The organism is Pseudomonas arsenicoxydans (genome assembly GCF_900103875.1).
Lineage (GTDB): Bacteria > Pseudomonadota > Gammaproteobacteria > Pseudomonadales > Pseudomonadaceae > Aquipseudomonas > Aquipseudomonas arsenicoxydans.
The window spans coordinates 6,300,972-6,316,974 of sequence record NZ_LT629705.1 but is presented as its reverse complement, the minus strand read 5'-3'; the positions used below and the strand labels follow the sequence as shown (position 1 = coordinate 6,316,974).

14 protein-coding genes are annotated in these 16,003 nt (G+C 59.8%); 11 read left to right on the top strand and 3 right to left on the bottom strand.

Going from position 1 to position 16,003, the window contains the following annotated elements; all coding sequences use genetic code 11:
* Positions 1–262: 262 nt before the first annotated feature.
* Positions 263–607 carry a pilin assembly protein gene (locus BLQ41_RS29565; protein WP_090187918.1) on the bottom strand — a complete coding sequence of 115 codons (345 nt, stop codon included), beginning with the start codon at positions 605–607 and terminating at the stop codon, positions 263–265.
* Between the two features lie 201 nt (positions 608–808).
* On the opposite strand from BLQ41_RS29565, the gene ppc reads away from it, so the two are divergent.
* The 7 genes from ppc to BLQ41_RS29530 all read left to right on the top strand — a co-directional run bounded on the left by ppc (position 809) and on the right by BLQ41_RS29530 (position 8,095).
* Positions 809–3,439, top strand: coding sequence for a phosphoenolpyruvate carboxylase (gene ppc, locus BLQ41_RS29560; protein ID WP_090187916.1), 2,631 nt, complete (start codon positions 809–811; stop codon positions 3,437–3,439).
* A gap of 288 nt (positions 3,440–3,727) precedes the next feature.
* Positions 3,728–4,375, top strand: coding sequence for an adenylate kinase (adk, locus tag BLQ41_RS29555; RefSeq protein WP_090187913.1), 648 nt, complete (start codon positions 3,728–3,730; stop codon positions 4,373–4,375).
* 93 nt (positions 4,376–4,468) lie between these two features.
* Positions 4,469–5,143, top strand: a complete 675-nt coding sequence (tsaB, locus tag BLQ41_RS29550) for a tRNA (adenosine(37)-N6)-threonylcarbamoyltransferase complex dimerization subunit type 1 TsaB (protein WP_090187910.1) — start codon at positions 4,469–4,471, stop codon at positions 5,141–5,143.
* A 233-nt stretch (positions 5,144–5,376) separates the two neighbouring features.
* Positions 5,377–5,682, top strand: coding sequence for a hypothetical protein (locus BLQ41_RS29545; RefSeq protein ID WP_090187907.1), 306 nt, complete (start codon positions 5,377–5,379; stop codon positions 5,680–5,682).
* Positions 5,682–6,542: a DUF72 domain-containing protein gene (locus tag BLQ41_RS29540; protein ID WP_090187905.1), complete on the top strand. Its 861-nt coding sequence runs from the start codon at positions 5,682–5,684 to the stop codon at positions 6,540–6,542. Before BLQ41_RS29545 ends, BLQ41_RS29540 begins: the two co-directional genes overlap by 1 nt.
* 33 nt (positions 6,543–6,575) lie before the next feature.
* Positions 6,576–7,397 (top strand): isocitrate lyase/PEP mutase family protein, encoded by an 822-nt coding sequence (locus BLQ41_RS29535; protein ID WP_090187902.1) that lies wholly within the window; start codon positions 6,576–6,578, stop codon positions 7,395–7,397.
* A gap of 2 nt (positions 7,398–7,399) precedes the next feature.
* Positions 7,400–8,095 (top strand): extensin-like domain-containing protein, encoded by a 696-nt coding sequence (locus tag BLQ41_RS29530; protein ID WP_090187900.1) that lies wholly within the window; start codon positions 7,400–7,402, stop codon positions 8,093–8,095.
* Between the two features lie 17 nt (positions 8,096–8,112).
* On the opposite strand, the gene BLQ41_RS29525 is transcribed toward BLQ41_RS29530, so the two are convergent.
* Entirely contained in the window at positions 8,113–8,733 is a 621-nt protein-coding gene (locus BLQ41_RS29525) for an energy transducer TonB (RefSeq protein ID WP_090187897.1), read from the bottom strand.
* 93 nt (positions 8,734–8,826) lie between these two features.
* Here BLQ41_RS29525 and BLQ41_RS29520 point away from each other — a divergent pair, with 93 nt between their 5' ends.
* Positions 8,827–9,609 (top strand): class I SAM-dependent methyltransferase, encoded by a 783-nt coding sequence (locus tag BLQ41_RS29520; protein ID WP_090187895.1) that lies wholly within the window; start codon positions 8,827–8,829, stop codon positions 9,607–9,609.
* 44 nt (positions 9,610–9,653) lie between these two features.
* Here BLQ41_RS29520 and BLQ41_RS29515 read toward each other — a convergent pair whose 3' ends face one another.
* Complete coding sequence (locus BLQ41_RS29515) at positions 9,654–10,289, bottom strand: TetR/AcrR family transcriptional regulator (RefSeq protein WP_090187892.1); 636 nt, start codon at positions 10,287–10,289, stop codon at positions 9,654–9,656.
* Positions 10,290–10,382: 93 nt separating this feature from the next.
* On the opposite strand from BLQ41_RS29515, the gene BLQ41_RS29510 reads away from it, so the two are divergent.
* From BLQ41_RS29510 to BLQ41_RS29500, 3 genes are all read left to right on the top strand, one after another.
* Positions 10,383–11,483 carry an efflux RND transporter periplasmic adaptor subunit gene (locus BLQ41_RS29510; RefSeq protein ID WP_090187890.1) on the top strand — a complete coding sequence of 367 codons (1,101 nt, stop codon included), beginning with the start codon at positions 10,383–10,385 and terminating at the stop codon, positions 11,481–11,483.
* Between the two features lie 6 nt (positions 11,484–11,489).
* On the top strand, positions 11,490–14,555 hold the full coding sequence (locus tag BLQ41_RS29505) for an efflux RND transporter permease subunit (protein ID WP_090187887.1): 3,066 nt from the start codon (positions 11,490–11,492) through the stop codon (positions 14,553–14,555).
* Positions 14,556–14,651: 96 nt separating this feature from the next.
* Positions 14,652–15,998, top strand: coding sequence for a Fic family protein (locus BLQ41_RS29500; protein ID WP_090188908.1), 1,347 nt, complete (start codon positions 14,652–14,654; stop codon positions 15,996–15,998).
* Positions 15,999–16,003 lie beyond the last annotated feature (5 nt).

Below are 16,003 nucleotides of genomic sequence, written 5' to 3'. Positions count from 1 at the left end.
GTAACCGTCAATTTCCGGGGTGTTTTGAAACGGCCGTCCCAGGCGTGGTTAATGGGTGTGACCCGAGTGGTTTTTTTAAAGTTCAGAAAAGATGGCCAATTGCCGAAAAAAACTTTGACCGATCGGACAAGGCTCTAAGTCGGGAACTTTGGTGAGACACAGGGGTATCCCCGACCGTTTGGTAGCCTGGGAATACTCAATTTCGGGAGGGGATTACAACTCATGTGGGAGCAAATGTGCTCCCACATGTTCGGCGTAAAACTCAGTGCTTCTGCTTCTCGCTACCGGCCGATAAATCGTGCAGGTGCCGACGTGACAGCGCGAGGAAGCGCGGGGTCGGACCAATGTCTTCGTACAGCGGATCACCCTCTTCGTCAGTGGCGACCACGGTCGAGCCTTTCACGTAGGGAAAGCTCTTTTCCAACTCTTCCAGCGCGGCGCCGATCAGCTCGCCAAGCAGTTCTTCGGGTTGGCGTTTGGGGTACATCTCGACAATTGCCGCCAGCCGTGCGGCGGCCTCCATATCCAGATGGATTCTATAACCGGTATCGGTCAGTCGCCCTTTGGCGTTTTCTTCCCAATGCTGAGCCAGTTCACGGATTTTCATAAAAACCTCATTGCGCTCCTGCTCGTGGCAGGCGGTGTGAGTGTCCGGCAAAGGCCGGCCGAAGCCGTTGTGCGGCTTACACTTGAGACTAGCTTCTACACCCAAGGTTTAAAGTCCCTTCGTCGTTTGCTTGTAAGAACCGCTTTAGAGCGGCACTCTTTAGGTTCTAGGCCGCCCGGAATTTTTGCTGGAGAACTGCTGATGACCGATATTGATGCACGCTTGCGCGAGGACGTTCACCTGCTGGGTGAGCTGTTGGGCAACACCATTCGTGACCAGTACGGGGACGGTTTTCTCGACAAGATCGAGCAGATTCGCAAAGGCGCCAAAGCCGACCGTCGCGGCTCGATGGACGCTGAACTGAGCGCCAGTCTCAACCAGTTGAGCGAAGCAGAGTTGCTGCCGGTGGCGCGAGCGTTCAACCAGTTCCTCAACCTGGCCAATATCGCCGAGCAATATCAGCTGATTCACCGCCGCGAAGAGTCGCAACCGGCACCGTTCGAAGCGCGCGTGTTGCCGGAATTACTCGCTCGCCTGCGAGCCGAAGGCCACAGCGCCGAATCCCTGGCCCGTCAGTTGGGACGGCTGGAAATCGAACTGGTCCTCACCGCGCACCCGACCGAAGTGGCGCGGCGCACGCTGATCCAGAAATACGACGCCATCGCCGCGCAACTGGCTGCCCAGGACCACCGCGACCTGACCACCGCCGAGCGCGAGCAGATCAAGGCGAAGTTACAGCGCCTGATTGCCGAGGCGTGGCACACCGAAGAAATCCGCCGCACCCGGCCGACGCCCGTGGACGAGGCCAAATGGGGTTTCGCGGTGATCGAGCATTCACTGTGGCAGGCGATCCCCAATTATTTGCGCAAGGCCGATAAAGCCCTGCATGACGCCACCGGCCTGCATCTGCCGCTGGAAGGTGCACCGATTCGATTCGCCTCCTGGATGGGCGGCGACCGCGACGGCAACCCGAATGTGACGGCCGCCGTGACCCGTGAAGTCTTGCTGCTGGCGCGCTGGATGGCGGCCGATTTGTATCTGCGCGACGTCGATCATCTTGCTGCGGAATTGTCGATGCAGCAGGCCAGCGATGCTCTGAAAGCCAAGGCCGGGGACAGCGCCGAACCTTACCGCGCGGTGCTCAAACAATTGCGCGAACGTCTGCGCGCGACGCGTAACTGGGCTCACGCCTCCTTGACCGCGACAACGCCTGCTCCCGCCGATGTACTGCAAAACAACCGCGACCTGCTCGATCCTCTGGAGCTTTGCTACCACTCGCTGCATGAGTGCGGAATGGGTGTGATTGCTGACGGCCCCTTGCTCGATTGCCTGCGCCGGGCGGTGACGTTCGGGTTGTTCCTGGTGCGCCTGGACGTGCGTCAGGACTCGTCGCGGCACACCGCCGCCATGACGGAAATCACCGATTACCTGGGGCTTGGTCGTTACGAAGACTGGAGTGAGGAAGAGCGCATCACCTTCTTGATGAATGAGTTGAATAACCGTCGGCCGCTGCTGCCGGCGTACTTCAAACCGTCGGCCGACACCGCGGAAGTACTGGCGACCTGCCGGGAAATCGCTGCCGCACCGGGCGCTTCCCTTGGCTCTTATGTGATCTCCATGGCTGGTGCTGCTTCCGATGTATTAGCTGTGCAACTGCTGCTCAAAGAGTCCGGCGTGCTGCGGCCGATGCGTGTCGTGCCGCTGTTCGAAACCCTCGCCGACCTGGACAACGCCGGGCCGGTGATCGAAAAGCTGTTGCTGCTGCCGGGTTATCGCTCGCGCCTGCAAGGGCCGCAGGAAGTGATGATCGGCTATTCCGACTCGGCCAAGGACGCCGGCACCACTGCCGCGGCCTGGGCGCAATATCGGGCGCAGGAACGCCTGGTCGATATCTGCCGCGAGCAGCAAGTGGAGCTGCTGCTGTTCCACGGTCGTGGTGGCACCGTGGGGCGCGGCGGCGGCCCGGCACACGCGGCGATCCTGTCGCAACCACCGGGTTCTGTGGCGGGGCGTTTCCGCACCACCGAGCAGGGGGAAATGATTCGTTTCAAATTCGGCCTGCCGGACATCGCCGAGCAAAACCTCAATCTGTACCTGGCGGCAGTGCTGGAAGCGACATTGTTGCCGCCACCACCACCGGAGCCGGCCTGGCGCCATCTGATGGACGAACTGGCTGCGGACGGGGTCAAGGCATACCGTGCCGTGGTGCGGGAAAATCCCCAGTTCGTCGAGTACTTCCGCCAATCCACTCCGGAGCAGGAATTGGGCCGTTTGCCGCTGGGCAGTCGCCCGGCCAAGCGCCGCGCGGGCGGTATCGAGAGCCTGCGCGCCATTCCGTGGATCTTCGGCTGGACCCAGACGCGCCTGATGTTACCGGCCTGGCTGGGCTGGGAAGCGGCGCTGAGCAAGGCGCTGGAGCGCGGCGAAGGCGAACTGCTGGGGCAGATGCGCGAACAGTGGCCATTCTTTCGCACGCGCATCGATATGCTGGAAATGGTCCTGGCCAAAGCCGATGCCGACATCGCCCGGTCCTACGATGAACGTCTGGTCGAGCCGGATTTGCTTCCTTTAGGTGCGCATTTACGCGACCTATTGTCGCAGGCATGCGCTGTTGTCCTTGGGCTGACCGGTCAGTCTCAGCTACTGGCACATAGCCCAGACACCCTGGAATTCATCCGCTTGCGCAACACCTACCTCGACCCGCTTCATCTATTGCAGGCCGAACTGTTGGCGCGCTCGCGGCAACAGGACGTGGCCCAGGGCAGCCCGGTAGAACAGGCGCTGCTGGTGTCTGTGGCGGGGATTGCCGCCGGTTTGCGAAATACCGGCTAAGGTTTTCGTCGTGGGGCGTGGCCCTCGGCGCGAGCGTCGAGGGCCTGTGGGCGAGGGGCAAAAACGTGCGGCCAGGCGACAGTTAGTGACGGGGTTGCGACTTGGGCCACCCCGTCTATGGGGCACGTTGGGCGGGGGTTTCTCCGACTTTCGGCGGCTTGTGTGGTCCGGGCCTGCTGTGTATCTTGATCAGCCTTTGGCCGTTTGGGCGGCCACGACCCTATTTTTGAGATTGGCCCCACGAGGCGAATCTGACGTTATCCATATAAAAAATTGAGGAGCACATCGATGCGCGTCATTCTGCTGGGAGCTCCCGGGGCCGGTAAAGGTACTCAGGCTAAGTTCATCACCGAGAAATTCGGCATTCCGCAAATCTCCACTGGCGACATGCTGCGTGCAGCGGTTAAGGCCGGCACCGAGCTGGGCCTGATCGCCAAGAGCATCATGGACAGCGGTGGTCTGGTTTCCGATGACCTGATCATCAATCTGGTCAAGGAACGGATTAGCCAAGCCGATTGCGCCAACGGTTTCCTGTTCGACGGTTTCCCGCGCACCATTCCCCAGGCTGAAGCCCTGGTGAAAGCCGGCGTTGAGCTGGACCACGTGTTGGAAATCGACGTTAAAGACGAAGACATCGTTCAGCGTATCGCTGGCCGTCGTGTTCACGAGGCCAGCGGTCGCGTGTACCACATCGTCTACAACCCGCCGAAAATTGCCGGTAAAGACGACATCACCGGTGAAGAGCTGGTGCAGCGCAAAGACGACACCGAAGAAACCGTGCGTCATCGTCTGTCGGTCTACCACGCCCAGACCGAGCCTCTGGTGAAGTTTTACCAGGAGCTGTCCGCCGCTCAAGGCAAGCCGAAGTACAGCCACGTCGAAGGTGTTGGCTCGGTTGAAGCGATCACCGGCAAGGTGCTTGAAGCGCTGAGCTGAAAAGTCTGAATCGCTTCATCTTCTACGGCCCGCTTGCGGGCCGTAGTTGTTTATACTGGCGCACTTTTTCTGACCTCTCTTACGGAAACATCGATGAGTACCTTGCTGGCCCTGGACACCGCGACTGAAGCTTGCTCCGTTGCCTTGCTGCATGAAGGCAAAGTCACGAGCCATTACGAGGTGATCCCGCGCCTGCATGCGCAGAAGTTGCTGCCGATGATCCAGCAACTGCTGGCCGATGCCGGGACCACTTTGCAAGCGGTCGATGCCATTGCTTTCGGTCGTGGGCCAGGCGCATTCACTGGTGTGAGGATCGCCATTGGCGTGGTGCAAGGCCTGGCGTTTGCGCTGGATCGACCGGTGCTGCCGGTGTCCAACCTGGCGGTGCTGGCGCAGCGGGCGTATCGCGAACACGGCGTGAGCCAGGTCGCGGCCGCCATCGATGCTCGGATGGACGAGGTGTATTGGGGTTGCTACCGCGAAACGGCGGGGGAGATGCGCCTGGTCGGCAAGGAAGCGGTGTTGGCGCCAGAAGCGGCGGCCTTGCCTGCCGACGCCAGCGGCGATTGGTTTGGCGCGGGCACCGGTTGGGGTTATGCCGAGCGCATCGCCGTCAATCTGACCGGGCAAGACGCGGGCATGCTGCCTCACGCCGAAGACCTGCTGACGCTGGCGCGGTTTGCCTGGGAACGCGGTGAAGCGATTGTGGCGGATGAGGCGCAGCCGGTTTATTTGCGCGATAAAGTGGCGACGCCAAAGGCGCGTTAATCTCTGAGATCGGGTCGGTCCCATCGCGAGCAGGCTCGCTCCCACAGGACCTGCGCTAACCCCCTGTGGGAGCGAGCCTGCTCGCGATGGCGATCTGCGTAACTCAGCCAATCGTCGATTTTCCCTCCGGCTTTTAAACCTTTTTGTTTTTATGTGTTCTAGTTATCACTCGGCGGTTTGCGAAGTGGGTCATGCGCCACTAAACTGCCATCACTGATACCGGACATGTACTCATGCGTATAGACGGCCTTTCCTCCCAGTCGTACCCCATCAAGCGCAAGCCCCGCAAAGGGCCTGTGGCAGATGACGACTCCGTCGATATCGACGGCGAGCTGGAGATTCCGACCGAAGAGCAACTGGCCGCCCGTGCTGCCAAAGCCTCCGCGCAACGTCTGAGCAATCTCCCGGCTCGTCAGCAAGACATGATCTATCACCGCGCCATGAGCAAAAGCGTTGCCATGGCACTCGCCAGCTACCTGAGCACCGCCGGGTTTGTCGATTGGGATTCAGGTGTGCTGGGCCTCGACCTCTACATCTGATGCTGCTGCCTTACTACCTCGGCTGCCCGTCCTGGAGTGAAAACGCCTGGCGCGACTATCTCTATCCGCCCGACGCCAAACCCGCCGAGTTTTTGAATCTTTATTCCCAAGTATTTAACGCCGTAGAAGGCAACACGACCTTCTACGCGAGCCCGGCTGCCACCACCGTGCAGCGTTGGGCCGAAATACTGCCCGAACATTTTCGCTTCACCGCCAAGTTCCCCGGCGACATTAGCCACGGCGGTGACCTGCGCGAACAACTGACCGCCACCGAAACCTTCCTGCAATTGCTCAGCCCCTTGGGTGAGCGGGTTTCTCCGCTGTGGCTGCAATTATCGAAAAGCTTCACGCCGCAACGATTGCCCGAACTCGCCGCTTTCATCGATGCCGTGGAGCGACCGTTGGCGGTAGAAGTGCGCCACAGCGAATTTTTCGCCAAAGGTGACAGTGAGCGAATGCTCAACCGCCTGTTGCGCGACCGTGGCGTCGAGCGTATTTGCCTTGATCCGCGTGCGCTGTTCAGCTGCACCTCAACCGATCCCTCAGTGCTTCACGCGCAATCGAAAAAGCCCAACGTACCGCCGCGTCCGGCAGCGTTCACCCAATTCCCGCAGGTGCGCTTCATCGGCCATCCGCAGCTTGAGGCCAACGATCCGTTCCTGGTGCCGTGGGTCGAGAAAATCGCCCTGTGGATCGAAGAGGGCCGTACGCCCTACATCTTCCTGCACACCGCCGATAACCTGCTGGCGGCCAAGCTGGCGCAACGTTTTCATGCACAACTGATGTTGCGTTTGCCTGGCTTGGCGCCGCTGCCTGAGCTATACAGAGAACCCGCCGCCGAGCAACTTGGCCTGCTCTGAGGCGGATTCGTTCCCCTTTTCAGGAGCCTGCCAATGGATGCGCAAACCCTTCGAGCCCAGGCGTTCAAAGCACTGCACGAACGCGAGGGCGCTTTTGTCATTCCCAACCCGTGGGACGCCGGCTCGGCGAAAATGCTCGCCAGCCTGGGTTTCGAGGCGCTGGCAACCACCAGTGCCGGTTATGCCTTTTCCAATGCACGCCCAGATGGCGGATTGTCGCTGGAGGACACCCTGGCGAATGTTCGGGCGATTGTCGCGGCGACGGATCTGCCAGTAGCAGTGGACCTGGAAAACGGCTTCGCGGACGACCCGGCCGAATGCGCGCAGAGCATTTTGCGGGCAGCCGAGGCCGGTGCCGTCGGTGGCTCGATCGAAGACGCCACGGGCCGCGAAGAGGCGCCTATCTACTGCTTCGAACATGCCGTGGCGCGTATCGAAGCGGCTGTCGCCGCAGCGCGCAGCTTGCCTTTCCCGTTCATGCTGACCGCTCGTGCGGAGAACTTCCTGCACGGCAATCCTGATCTCGCCGACACCATTCGCCGCTTGCAGGCTTTCGCCGAGGCAGGCGCCGACGTTTTGTATGCGCCGGGTTTGCGCAGTGCTGAGGACGTATTGGCGGTGGTTCGCGCCGTGGCACCGAAACCGGTCAATGTGTTGATGTCCGGCGGGCTCAAGCTGACAGTCGAGCAGTTGCGCGAAATGGGCGTAAAACGCATCAGCGTCGGTTCGGCGCTGGCGTTGGCTGCCTATGGCGAGTTTTTCCGCGCTGCCGAAGAGATCAAGACGTCGGGTACATTCGGGTTCACGTCGCGGTCCATGCCGTACGCGAAGGCCAATCAATTGTTCAAAGGCTGACGATGCGGTTTCGGTGGTGGCTGTTGCTGGTGCTGTTGATCATCGGTGCGGCCGCCGCGAGCGTCTGGCGCGGCTGGATATCCGTATCGCCCCAGTGGAACCCTTGGGCCCCGCTGGATGTAAGAGCCGCCCCGAACCTGCTGACGCGCTACAAACTGATGCGCCTGCGCGATGACCCACAATTGTGTGACCAGGCCTTGAGCACCTCGGGATTGCGCGTCACGCCTCAAGCCGACAGTCCCGATGCCGCGTGTCCATTGCTCAACACCTTGCGCGTACAGGGTGGCAATGTGGCGCTGAGCAGCAGCTTCCTCGCCAGTTGCCCACTGGCAGTAGCGTTTGCCCTGTTCGAACACCATGCGCTGCAACCCGCCGCACAAGCGGTCTACGGACAGGCTGTCAGCCGTGTCGACCATCTGGGCAGTTTCGCCTGTCGCAATGTCTACGGGCGTGAGAACGGTCGGCGCAGCCAACATGCCAGCGCCGATGCACTGGACATTGCCGGTTTTCGCCTGGCCGATGGCCGTTCCATCAATGTGCTCAAGGATTGGCCGAAGGATAATCAGGATGCACACTTTTTACGCCAGGTCCGCGATGGCGCCTGCGATATGTTCAGTGTGGTGTTGAGCCCGGACTACAACGCCGCCCATCGCAATCACTTTCATGTCGATGTCGGGCCGTGGTGGGTGTGTCGCTAAGAGCCTGTCAGTGACAGTCAGGCGGCGATGCGCAGGTTCTGCAGCACGATCGGGCGAGCCCAGCCGATATCGAAATCGAAGTTTTTTTGTTGATCGGCCAATTCTTCGGGCGAGAACGGCGGGAATGGCTTGTCCAGCAGGTCCATCTCGAATTCGGCGATCGGCAAGTGCAGCGGACGCGGTTGTGGCGCCGGGCCGGCTTCCGGGGCTTGCTGGCCGGCGGTGAGCACGATCTGACGAACCCAGCCGCTTTCGAAGTCTTGCTGTTTTTGCTGGGCGGCGATTTCTTCCGGCGGGAACGGTGGGAAAGGCTTGTCAGCCAGGTCCATCTCGAACTCGGCAATCGGCAGGAACAGCGGCTCGGGTGGCTTGACCTCGGTTTCTTTCACATCGCATTCGCGCTGGCTGACGATGTGCGCCAGCAGCTCGCTGCCGACGGTCGGCTCGACCGGGCTCTCGAGGTCAACCGGTGGAAAGGTGCCACATGCCGGCACCACATCACTCGACTGATCGGCCAGGGCCTGGGCAAAAAAATCCTGCCACAGGTGACTGACGCCGCTCAGTGCTTGAGAGTTTCGCAGACCATAATCGCCATGACGCGAAATGTAGCCTACGGATGTGGATTGAATGCCTGACATTTTTCTCGGTCGACGCTCAGCTCTGGCAAAATGCTCGTTAGTTTTGTTATCGGCCGTTTTTGCCGATCATTAATTTTTTGAGCGTGTTTTCCCATGATTGAGCAACCTGCGGTCTGCCGCATCCATGTCGAGGCCTCGGCCCCGGCATTTCAGCCACAAGCCGAGCAATGGGCCGAACGCCTGGGCCTGCCTTTGCAAGTGGATGACGGCGAGTTTGCCTTGCAGGTGGGCGAACAGGGATTGCAGCTGCAACAGCTCGGGCCGGACGCGCCGGGGCCGGTGCGGGTGGACTTCGTTGAAGGTGGCGCCGCGCATCGGCGGTTGTTCGGTGGAGGCACCGGACAGATGATCGCCAAGGCGGTTGGCATCGCGCAGGGCGTGCGTCCGCGGGTGCTGGATGCCACGGCGGGGCTTGGCAAGGATGCGTTTGTGCTGGCGAGCCTGGGCTGCGAGATGAGCCTGATCGAGCGCCAGCCGCTGATTGGTGCGTTGCTGGAAGACGGTCTGGCTCGTGGCGCGGAAGATTTCGACGTGGCACCGATCGTGGCGCGGATGAAGTTGCTCAAGGGCAACTCGATCGAGGTGATGCGCAATTGGGAAGGGGAGCCGCCCCAGGTGATCTACCTCGACCCGATGTTTCCGCACCGTGAGAAAACGGCGTTGGTGAAGAAGGAAATGCGCCTGTTCCGGCCGTTGGTGGGCGATGACCCGGATGCGCCGGCACTGCTGGAAGCCGCATTGGCACTGGCCAGCCATCGGGTGGTGGTCAAGCGTCCGCGCAAGGCACCGTGCATTGAGGGGCCGAAACCGAGCCATGCGCTGGATGGCAAATCAAGCCGGTATGACATTTACCCGAAGAAAGCACTCAAACCCTGATTCAACACTGATCGTTCCCGCGCACTGCGTGGGGACGATCATCGCTAGGGTCGATAAGCCCGCATAAACAACCCCACCACTTCCTGCACATGTTCCTCGGCCGCATCCCCGGTCAACGGCTCGCCGCAGCCATACAACAACCGAAAATTCGCCGCGCCCTTGAGCAGGCAGAAAAAGTGCTCGGCCGCATTGCGCGCTTTATCGATACGCAACGCGCCGCTCTGATCAACCTTGGTCAGTAACCGCTCCATGCCATGCAGCATGCGCTGCGGCCCGGCTTCGAAAAAGATCAGCGAGAGTTTCGGGTCCTGACTGCCCAGGGCCATCATCAGCCGATGCAGGTTCACCGATTCATCGCTGTTGATCAGCTGATGAAAACCGCGCGCGATATTCAACAGCACCGTTTCCACGGCGATGCCATCCGGCAATTCGAAAAACAGCGTCGGCAACTGCTCTTCGCATTTGGCCATCACGGCGGCGGAGAACAACGTCTCCTTGTCGTTGAAATGGCTGTAGACCGTCAGTTTGGACACGCCGGCCTCAGCCGCCACGGCGTCCATGCTGGTATTGGCGTAGCCCTTGCTCAGGAACAGAATTTTCGCCGCATCGAGGATGGCCTGGCGTTTGGCCAGATCCTTGGGGCGGCCCGGACCGTTGGGTGCTGAAAGATTGTTCGACATTCTTCGCTTTAATACTGGACTGGTGAGTTTGCTATTAATAACATACTGGCAAGTATAATTATTCCAAGCACCATTAGCGAAAGGTCCTTCACCATGTTCCGCTATGCCTTGCCCCTCGCGTTGCCAGTCGCTTTGGCGTTTTTATTGTCTGCGTGTGGCCATGAAGAGGCGCCTCAAGTCACCATTCGCCCGGCCATGGTGGTGCAGCCAGAGCCTTCGGCCCAAGCAATGGAAAGCTATCCGGGTGAAGTGCGGGCTCGTTACGAGCCGGACCTGGCGTTTCGCATTGGCGGCAAAGTCAGCCGACGACTGGTCGAAGAGGGCCAGCGAGTCAAGGCCGATCAGCCTTTGGCAGAACTCGATCCGCAGGACGTACGCCTGCAACTGGAAGCCACCCGTGCCCAGGTCGCCGCCGCCGAGGCCAATCTGAACATGGTGCGTGCCGAGCGTGATCGCTACAAAACGCTGATGGACCGCCAGATGGTCAGTCGCTCGCAGTACGACAATGCCGAAAACCTTTACCGATCCGGTGAAGCACGCCTCAAGCAAATCAAAGCCGAATTCAACGTGTCGACCAATCAGGCCAGTTACGCGGTGCTGCGTGCGCCTCAGGATGGCGTGGTGGCCAAGCGCGCGGTGGAAGTCGGGCAAGTGGTGGCCGCCGGGCAAACCGTATTTACCCTTGCTACCGATGGGGAGCGTGAAGTGTCGATCAGCCTGCCGGAGCAGAGCTTTGGTCGCTTCAAGGTCGGTCAGCCGGTATCGGTTGAGCTCTGGACCCAGCCTGATCAGCGTTTCGCCGGACGCATCCGTGAACTGTCGCCAGCTGCCGATCCGAAATCGCGCACCTTCGCTGCGCGCATCGCGTTCACAGCCGGTAAGGTCCCCGCCGAACTGGGCCAGAGTGCCCGGGTGTTTATCCAGACCGCCGAGGCGGTATCGCTGTCGGTCCCGCTGTCTGCTGTCACCGCTGAAAACGGTGCGACATACGTTTGGGTGCTCGGCGCCAACAATACCTTGAAAAAAGCCCCGGTCCGGGTCGGCGCATTCGGTGAGAAAACCGTGCCGGTCCTCGAAGGCCTGAACGCCAGTGATTGGGTGGTGGCCGCCGGTGTCCATGTGCTTCATGACGGGCAGCAGGTGCGCCCGGTGGATCGCTCCAACCGCGTGGTCAATCTGGCGGACAAGGAGTAATCCCCGATGGGTTTCAATCTTTCCGAATGGGCGCTGCGTAATCGCCAGATCGTACTGTTCCTGATGATCCTGCTGGCGGTCGTTGGCGCACTTTCCTACACCAAGCTCGGCCAAAGCGAAGATCCGCCGTTCACCTTCAAAGCCATGGTCATTCGGACCAACTGGCCGGGCGCCACCGCGCAGGAAGTTTCGCGCCAGGTCACCGAACGCATTGAAAAGAAACTGATGGAAACCGGTGAGTACGAACGCATCGTCTCGTTCTCCCGTCCGGGTGAATCCCAGGTCACTTTCGTTGCTCGCGATTCCATGCATTCGGCGCAAATACCGGATCTCTGGTATCAGGTTCGCAAGAAGATCAGCGACATTCGCCAGACCTTGCCGCCCGGTATTCAAGGGCCGTTTTTCAACGATGAGTTCGGCACCACCTTCGGCAATATCTACGCGCTGACTGGCGACGGTTTTGATTACGCGGTGCTCAAGGATTACGCCGACCGCATCCAGATCCAGCTGCAACGGGTCAAGGATGTCGGCAAGGTCGACCTGCTCGGATTGCAGGACGAGAAGATCTGGATCGAGCTATCCAACGTCAAGCTCGCGACCCTCGGATTACCATTGGCTGCGGTGCAGCAAGCGCTCGAAGAGCAGAATGCGGTGTCCACGGCCGGTTTCTTTGAAACCACCAGCGAGCGATTGCAGCTACGGGTTTCAGGGAATTTTCAGACAGTCGACGAGATCAAGAACTTCCCGATCCGCGTAGGAGATCGCACCTTCCGCATTTCCGATGTCGCCGATGTGCGTCGCGGGTTCAACGATCCACCGGCACCGCGCATGCGTTTCATGGCGGAAAACGCCATTGGTCTGGCCGTGGCGATGAAGGACGGCGGCGATATTCTGGTGCTGGGCAAGGCGCTGGAAATCGAGTTCGACCGCATCCAGAAAAACCTCCCGGCCGGCATGCAGCTACGCAAGGTTTCCGATCAGCCCGCCGCGGTGAAAACCGGGGTCGGCGAGTTCGTTCAGGTGCTGGTGGAAGCCCTGGCGATTGTGTTGCTGGTGAGTTTTTTCTCACTCGGTGTGCGCACCGGCATGGTGGTGGCGCTGGCGATTCCGCTGGTGTTGGCGATGACTTTCGCCTGCATGTATTACCTGGGTATCGGCCTGCACAAGATTTCCCTCGGCGCGTTGGTGCTGGCGTTGGGCTTGCTGGTGGACGACGCGATCATCGCCGTGGAAATGATGGCGATCAAAATGGAGCAGGGCTTCGACCGCATCAAGGCGGCCAGTTATGCCTGGACCAGCACCGCGTTCCCGATGCTCACCGGCACACTGATCACCGCCGCCGGATTCTTGCCGATCGCTACCGCGCAATCGGGCACCGGCGAATACACCCGATCGATCTTTCAGGTGGTGACCATTGCACTGTTGGCGTCATGGATTGCCGCAGTGGTTTTTGTGCCATACCTGGGGGAAAAACTCCTGCCGGATCTGGCTAAGATTCATGCCGCCAAACATGGCACCGATCAACCTGATCCCTACGGCACACCGTTTTATCAGCGTGTCAGACGCCTGGTGGAGTGGTGCGTGCGTCGGCGCAAAACAGTGATCGTCCTGACCGTGGTGATGTTTGTCGCATCGGTGGTGCTGTTCCGTTTTGTGCCACAACAGTTTTTCCCGGCCTCGGGCCGACTGGAATTGATGGTCGACCTGAAACTTGCGGAAGGCGCGTCACTGAGCAACACCGCCGACGAGGTTAAACGCCTTGAAGGCTTGTTGAAGGATCACGCCGGCATCGATAACTACGTGGCCTACGTCGGCACCGGATCGCCGCGCTTTTACCTGCCGCTGGATCAGCAATTGCCGGCGGCGAGCTTCGCCCAGTTTGTCGTCCTGGCCAAGACCATCGAGGAGCGCGAAACCCTGCGCACCTGGCTGATCGAAACCCTCAACGAACAATTCCCGGCCCTGCGCACGCGGGTCACGCGTCTTGAAAACGGCCCGCCGGTTGGCTATCCGGTGCAGTTCCGGGTGACCGGTGAACACATCGAGGAAGTCCGGGCATTGGCTCGTAAAGTGGCGGCCAAGGTCCGTGAGAATCCGCACGTGGCCAACGTCCATCTGGACTGGGAAGAGCCGAGCAAAGTCGTTTATCTGAACGTTGATCAGGACCGCGCCCGGGCGCTGGGCGTGAGCACGGCGAACCTGTCGAAGTTCCTGCAAAGCTCCCTCACCGGTTCCAGCGTCAGCCAGTTTCGCGAAGACAACGAATTGATCGAGATTCTGTTGCGCGGCACCGTGCATGAACGCACCGAACTGTCATTGCTGCCAAGCCTGGCGGTGCCGACCGACAACGGCCGCAGCGTGGCGCTGTCGCAGATTGCGACCCTTGAATACGGTTTCGAAGAAGGCATTATCTGGCACCGAAATCGCCTGCCGAACGTGACCGTTCGCGCCGACATCTATGGCAAGGAACAACCGGCGACCCTGGTGCAACAAATCCTGCCGACCCTCGATCCGGTGCGTGCTGAATTACCCGACGGCTACTTGCTGGAAGTCGGCGGCACGGTGGAAGACTCGGCCCGCGGTCAGAACTCGGTGAAGGCCGGCGTGCCGTTGTTCATCGTGGTGGTGCTGACTTTGCTGATGCTGCAACTGCGCAGTTTCTCACGCACGGTGATGGTGTTTCTGACAGCACCGCTGGGCCTGATCGGCGTGACGCTGTTCCTGATGGTGTTTCGTCAGCCGTTCGGTTTCGTGGCGATGCTTGGGACCATCGCGTTGTCCGGCATGATCATGCGCAACTCGGTGATTCTGGTGGACCAGATCGAGCAGGACATCGCGGCCGGGCTCAAGCCGTGGCAGGCGATCATCGAAGCCACGGTGCGGCGCTTCCGGCCGATTGTGCTGACGGCACTCGCGGCGGTGCTGGCGATGATCCCGTTATCGCGCAGCGTATTCTTCGGTCCGATGGCGGTGGCGATCATGGGCGGGTTGATCGTGGCGACAGCGCTGACGTTGCTGTTTTTGCCGGCGTTGTATGCGGCCTGGTTCAGGGTCAAGAAAGAGCCGGTCTGATTTCCTACGATAATCTCGGACCTCTCTGATATTGAGTCAGCGAGGTCTGAGTGCTGTACTCAAGACTCGGTTTTATGAGTGCTTGAGACATCAATGATGAAAAAACCACCCGTGCTGACAGGGAGGTCGGACCGGGTATTCGACCTGTTGGCACAAACACCCCATAGAGAGCGCCTCTGTGACTACCTCGCCTTGCTCAAACCGCTGGATGATCAGGGACGGTATCTTCCATTCGACGAGTTACGCTACCGCTGGGCGCCAGGAATGGATCCGGGGCTGTGCTGGGCGCTGGTGAAGAAGGCCCGGACCGCACAGTATTCAAGCCTTCTTCCACTTGGCGAGCCAGCACAGTGGGGCAACTTTGTGCTGACGCCCTTGGCGCAAAAAACCATTTCGGCCGTCGATCGACAAGCCACAACGGCTTCGCTGGAGTACATGACCAGCCAGATTGTCGAGCATGCGCATTTCAGTTATCTGCTCAATGACCTGATCGAAGACGAAGCCATCAGTAGCAGTCAGCTTGAAGGTGCGGCAACCACCACTCGGGTGGCCAAGGACATGCTTAAGCGCAAACGCCAACCGCGCACTCCAGATGAGCGAATGGTCGTAGGCAACTACAAAATGATGAACTTCGCTTGGGAAAAGCGCTACGAGCCGTTAAGTGCTGAGTTGATGACGGCAATGCACAGGGTCGGTGTCGAAGGTATCGACGATGCGCAGTACTCTCCGGGGGCGTTCAGAACCAATGACGATGTGGTCGTGCAGGACGGAGAAGGCAACACAGTTCATACGCCGCCACCTGCGGCTGGGCTGGGGGCGCGATTACAAGTGCTGGCGAACTGGCTCAACCGGTCGCACGACGATCCCGAACGCGAGGGCTACGTCCATCCTTTGATCAAAGGCATCGCACTGCATTTCGCTCTGGGTTATGAGCATCCTTTTCGTGATGGCAACGGCCGAGTCGCGCGGGCGCTGTTCTACTGGTTCATGTTCAAGAATGATTTTTCGGCGTTTCGCTACATCGCGATCAGCATTTTGCTACGCAATGCGCCGGTGAAGTATGGCCGGTCTTATCTCAATACCGAGGCTGATGATTTGGACCTGACGTATTTCATCGACTTTCAGTGTTCAGTGATTTTGCGCGCTGTCAGTGGTTTTACTGAGGCCTATCGGAAAAGTCTGGCGTATACGGAGCTTTTTGATCGCTGGCTGACAGAATCCGGATTTTTCGATCGATTGACCGAAAAGCAGCGCGCTATTTACCACGTAGCCAAAAGCGGGATGGCGAAGGAGTTTACGGCCTTCAACGTGAAGGAAAATCTGGACTGCTCGTACGGCACAGCGTCAGCCACGTTAAACGGGCTGGTTGAGTTGAACGTGTTCGAGAAAAGGAAGATGGGACGCGAGTGGGTTTTCTTTCTACGTGCTGCATCGACGACCTGATTTCT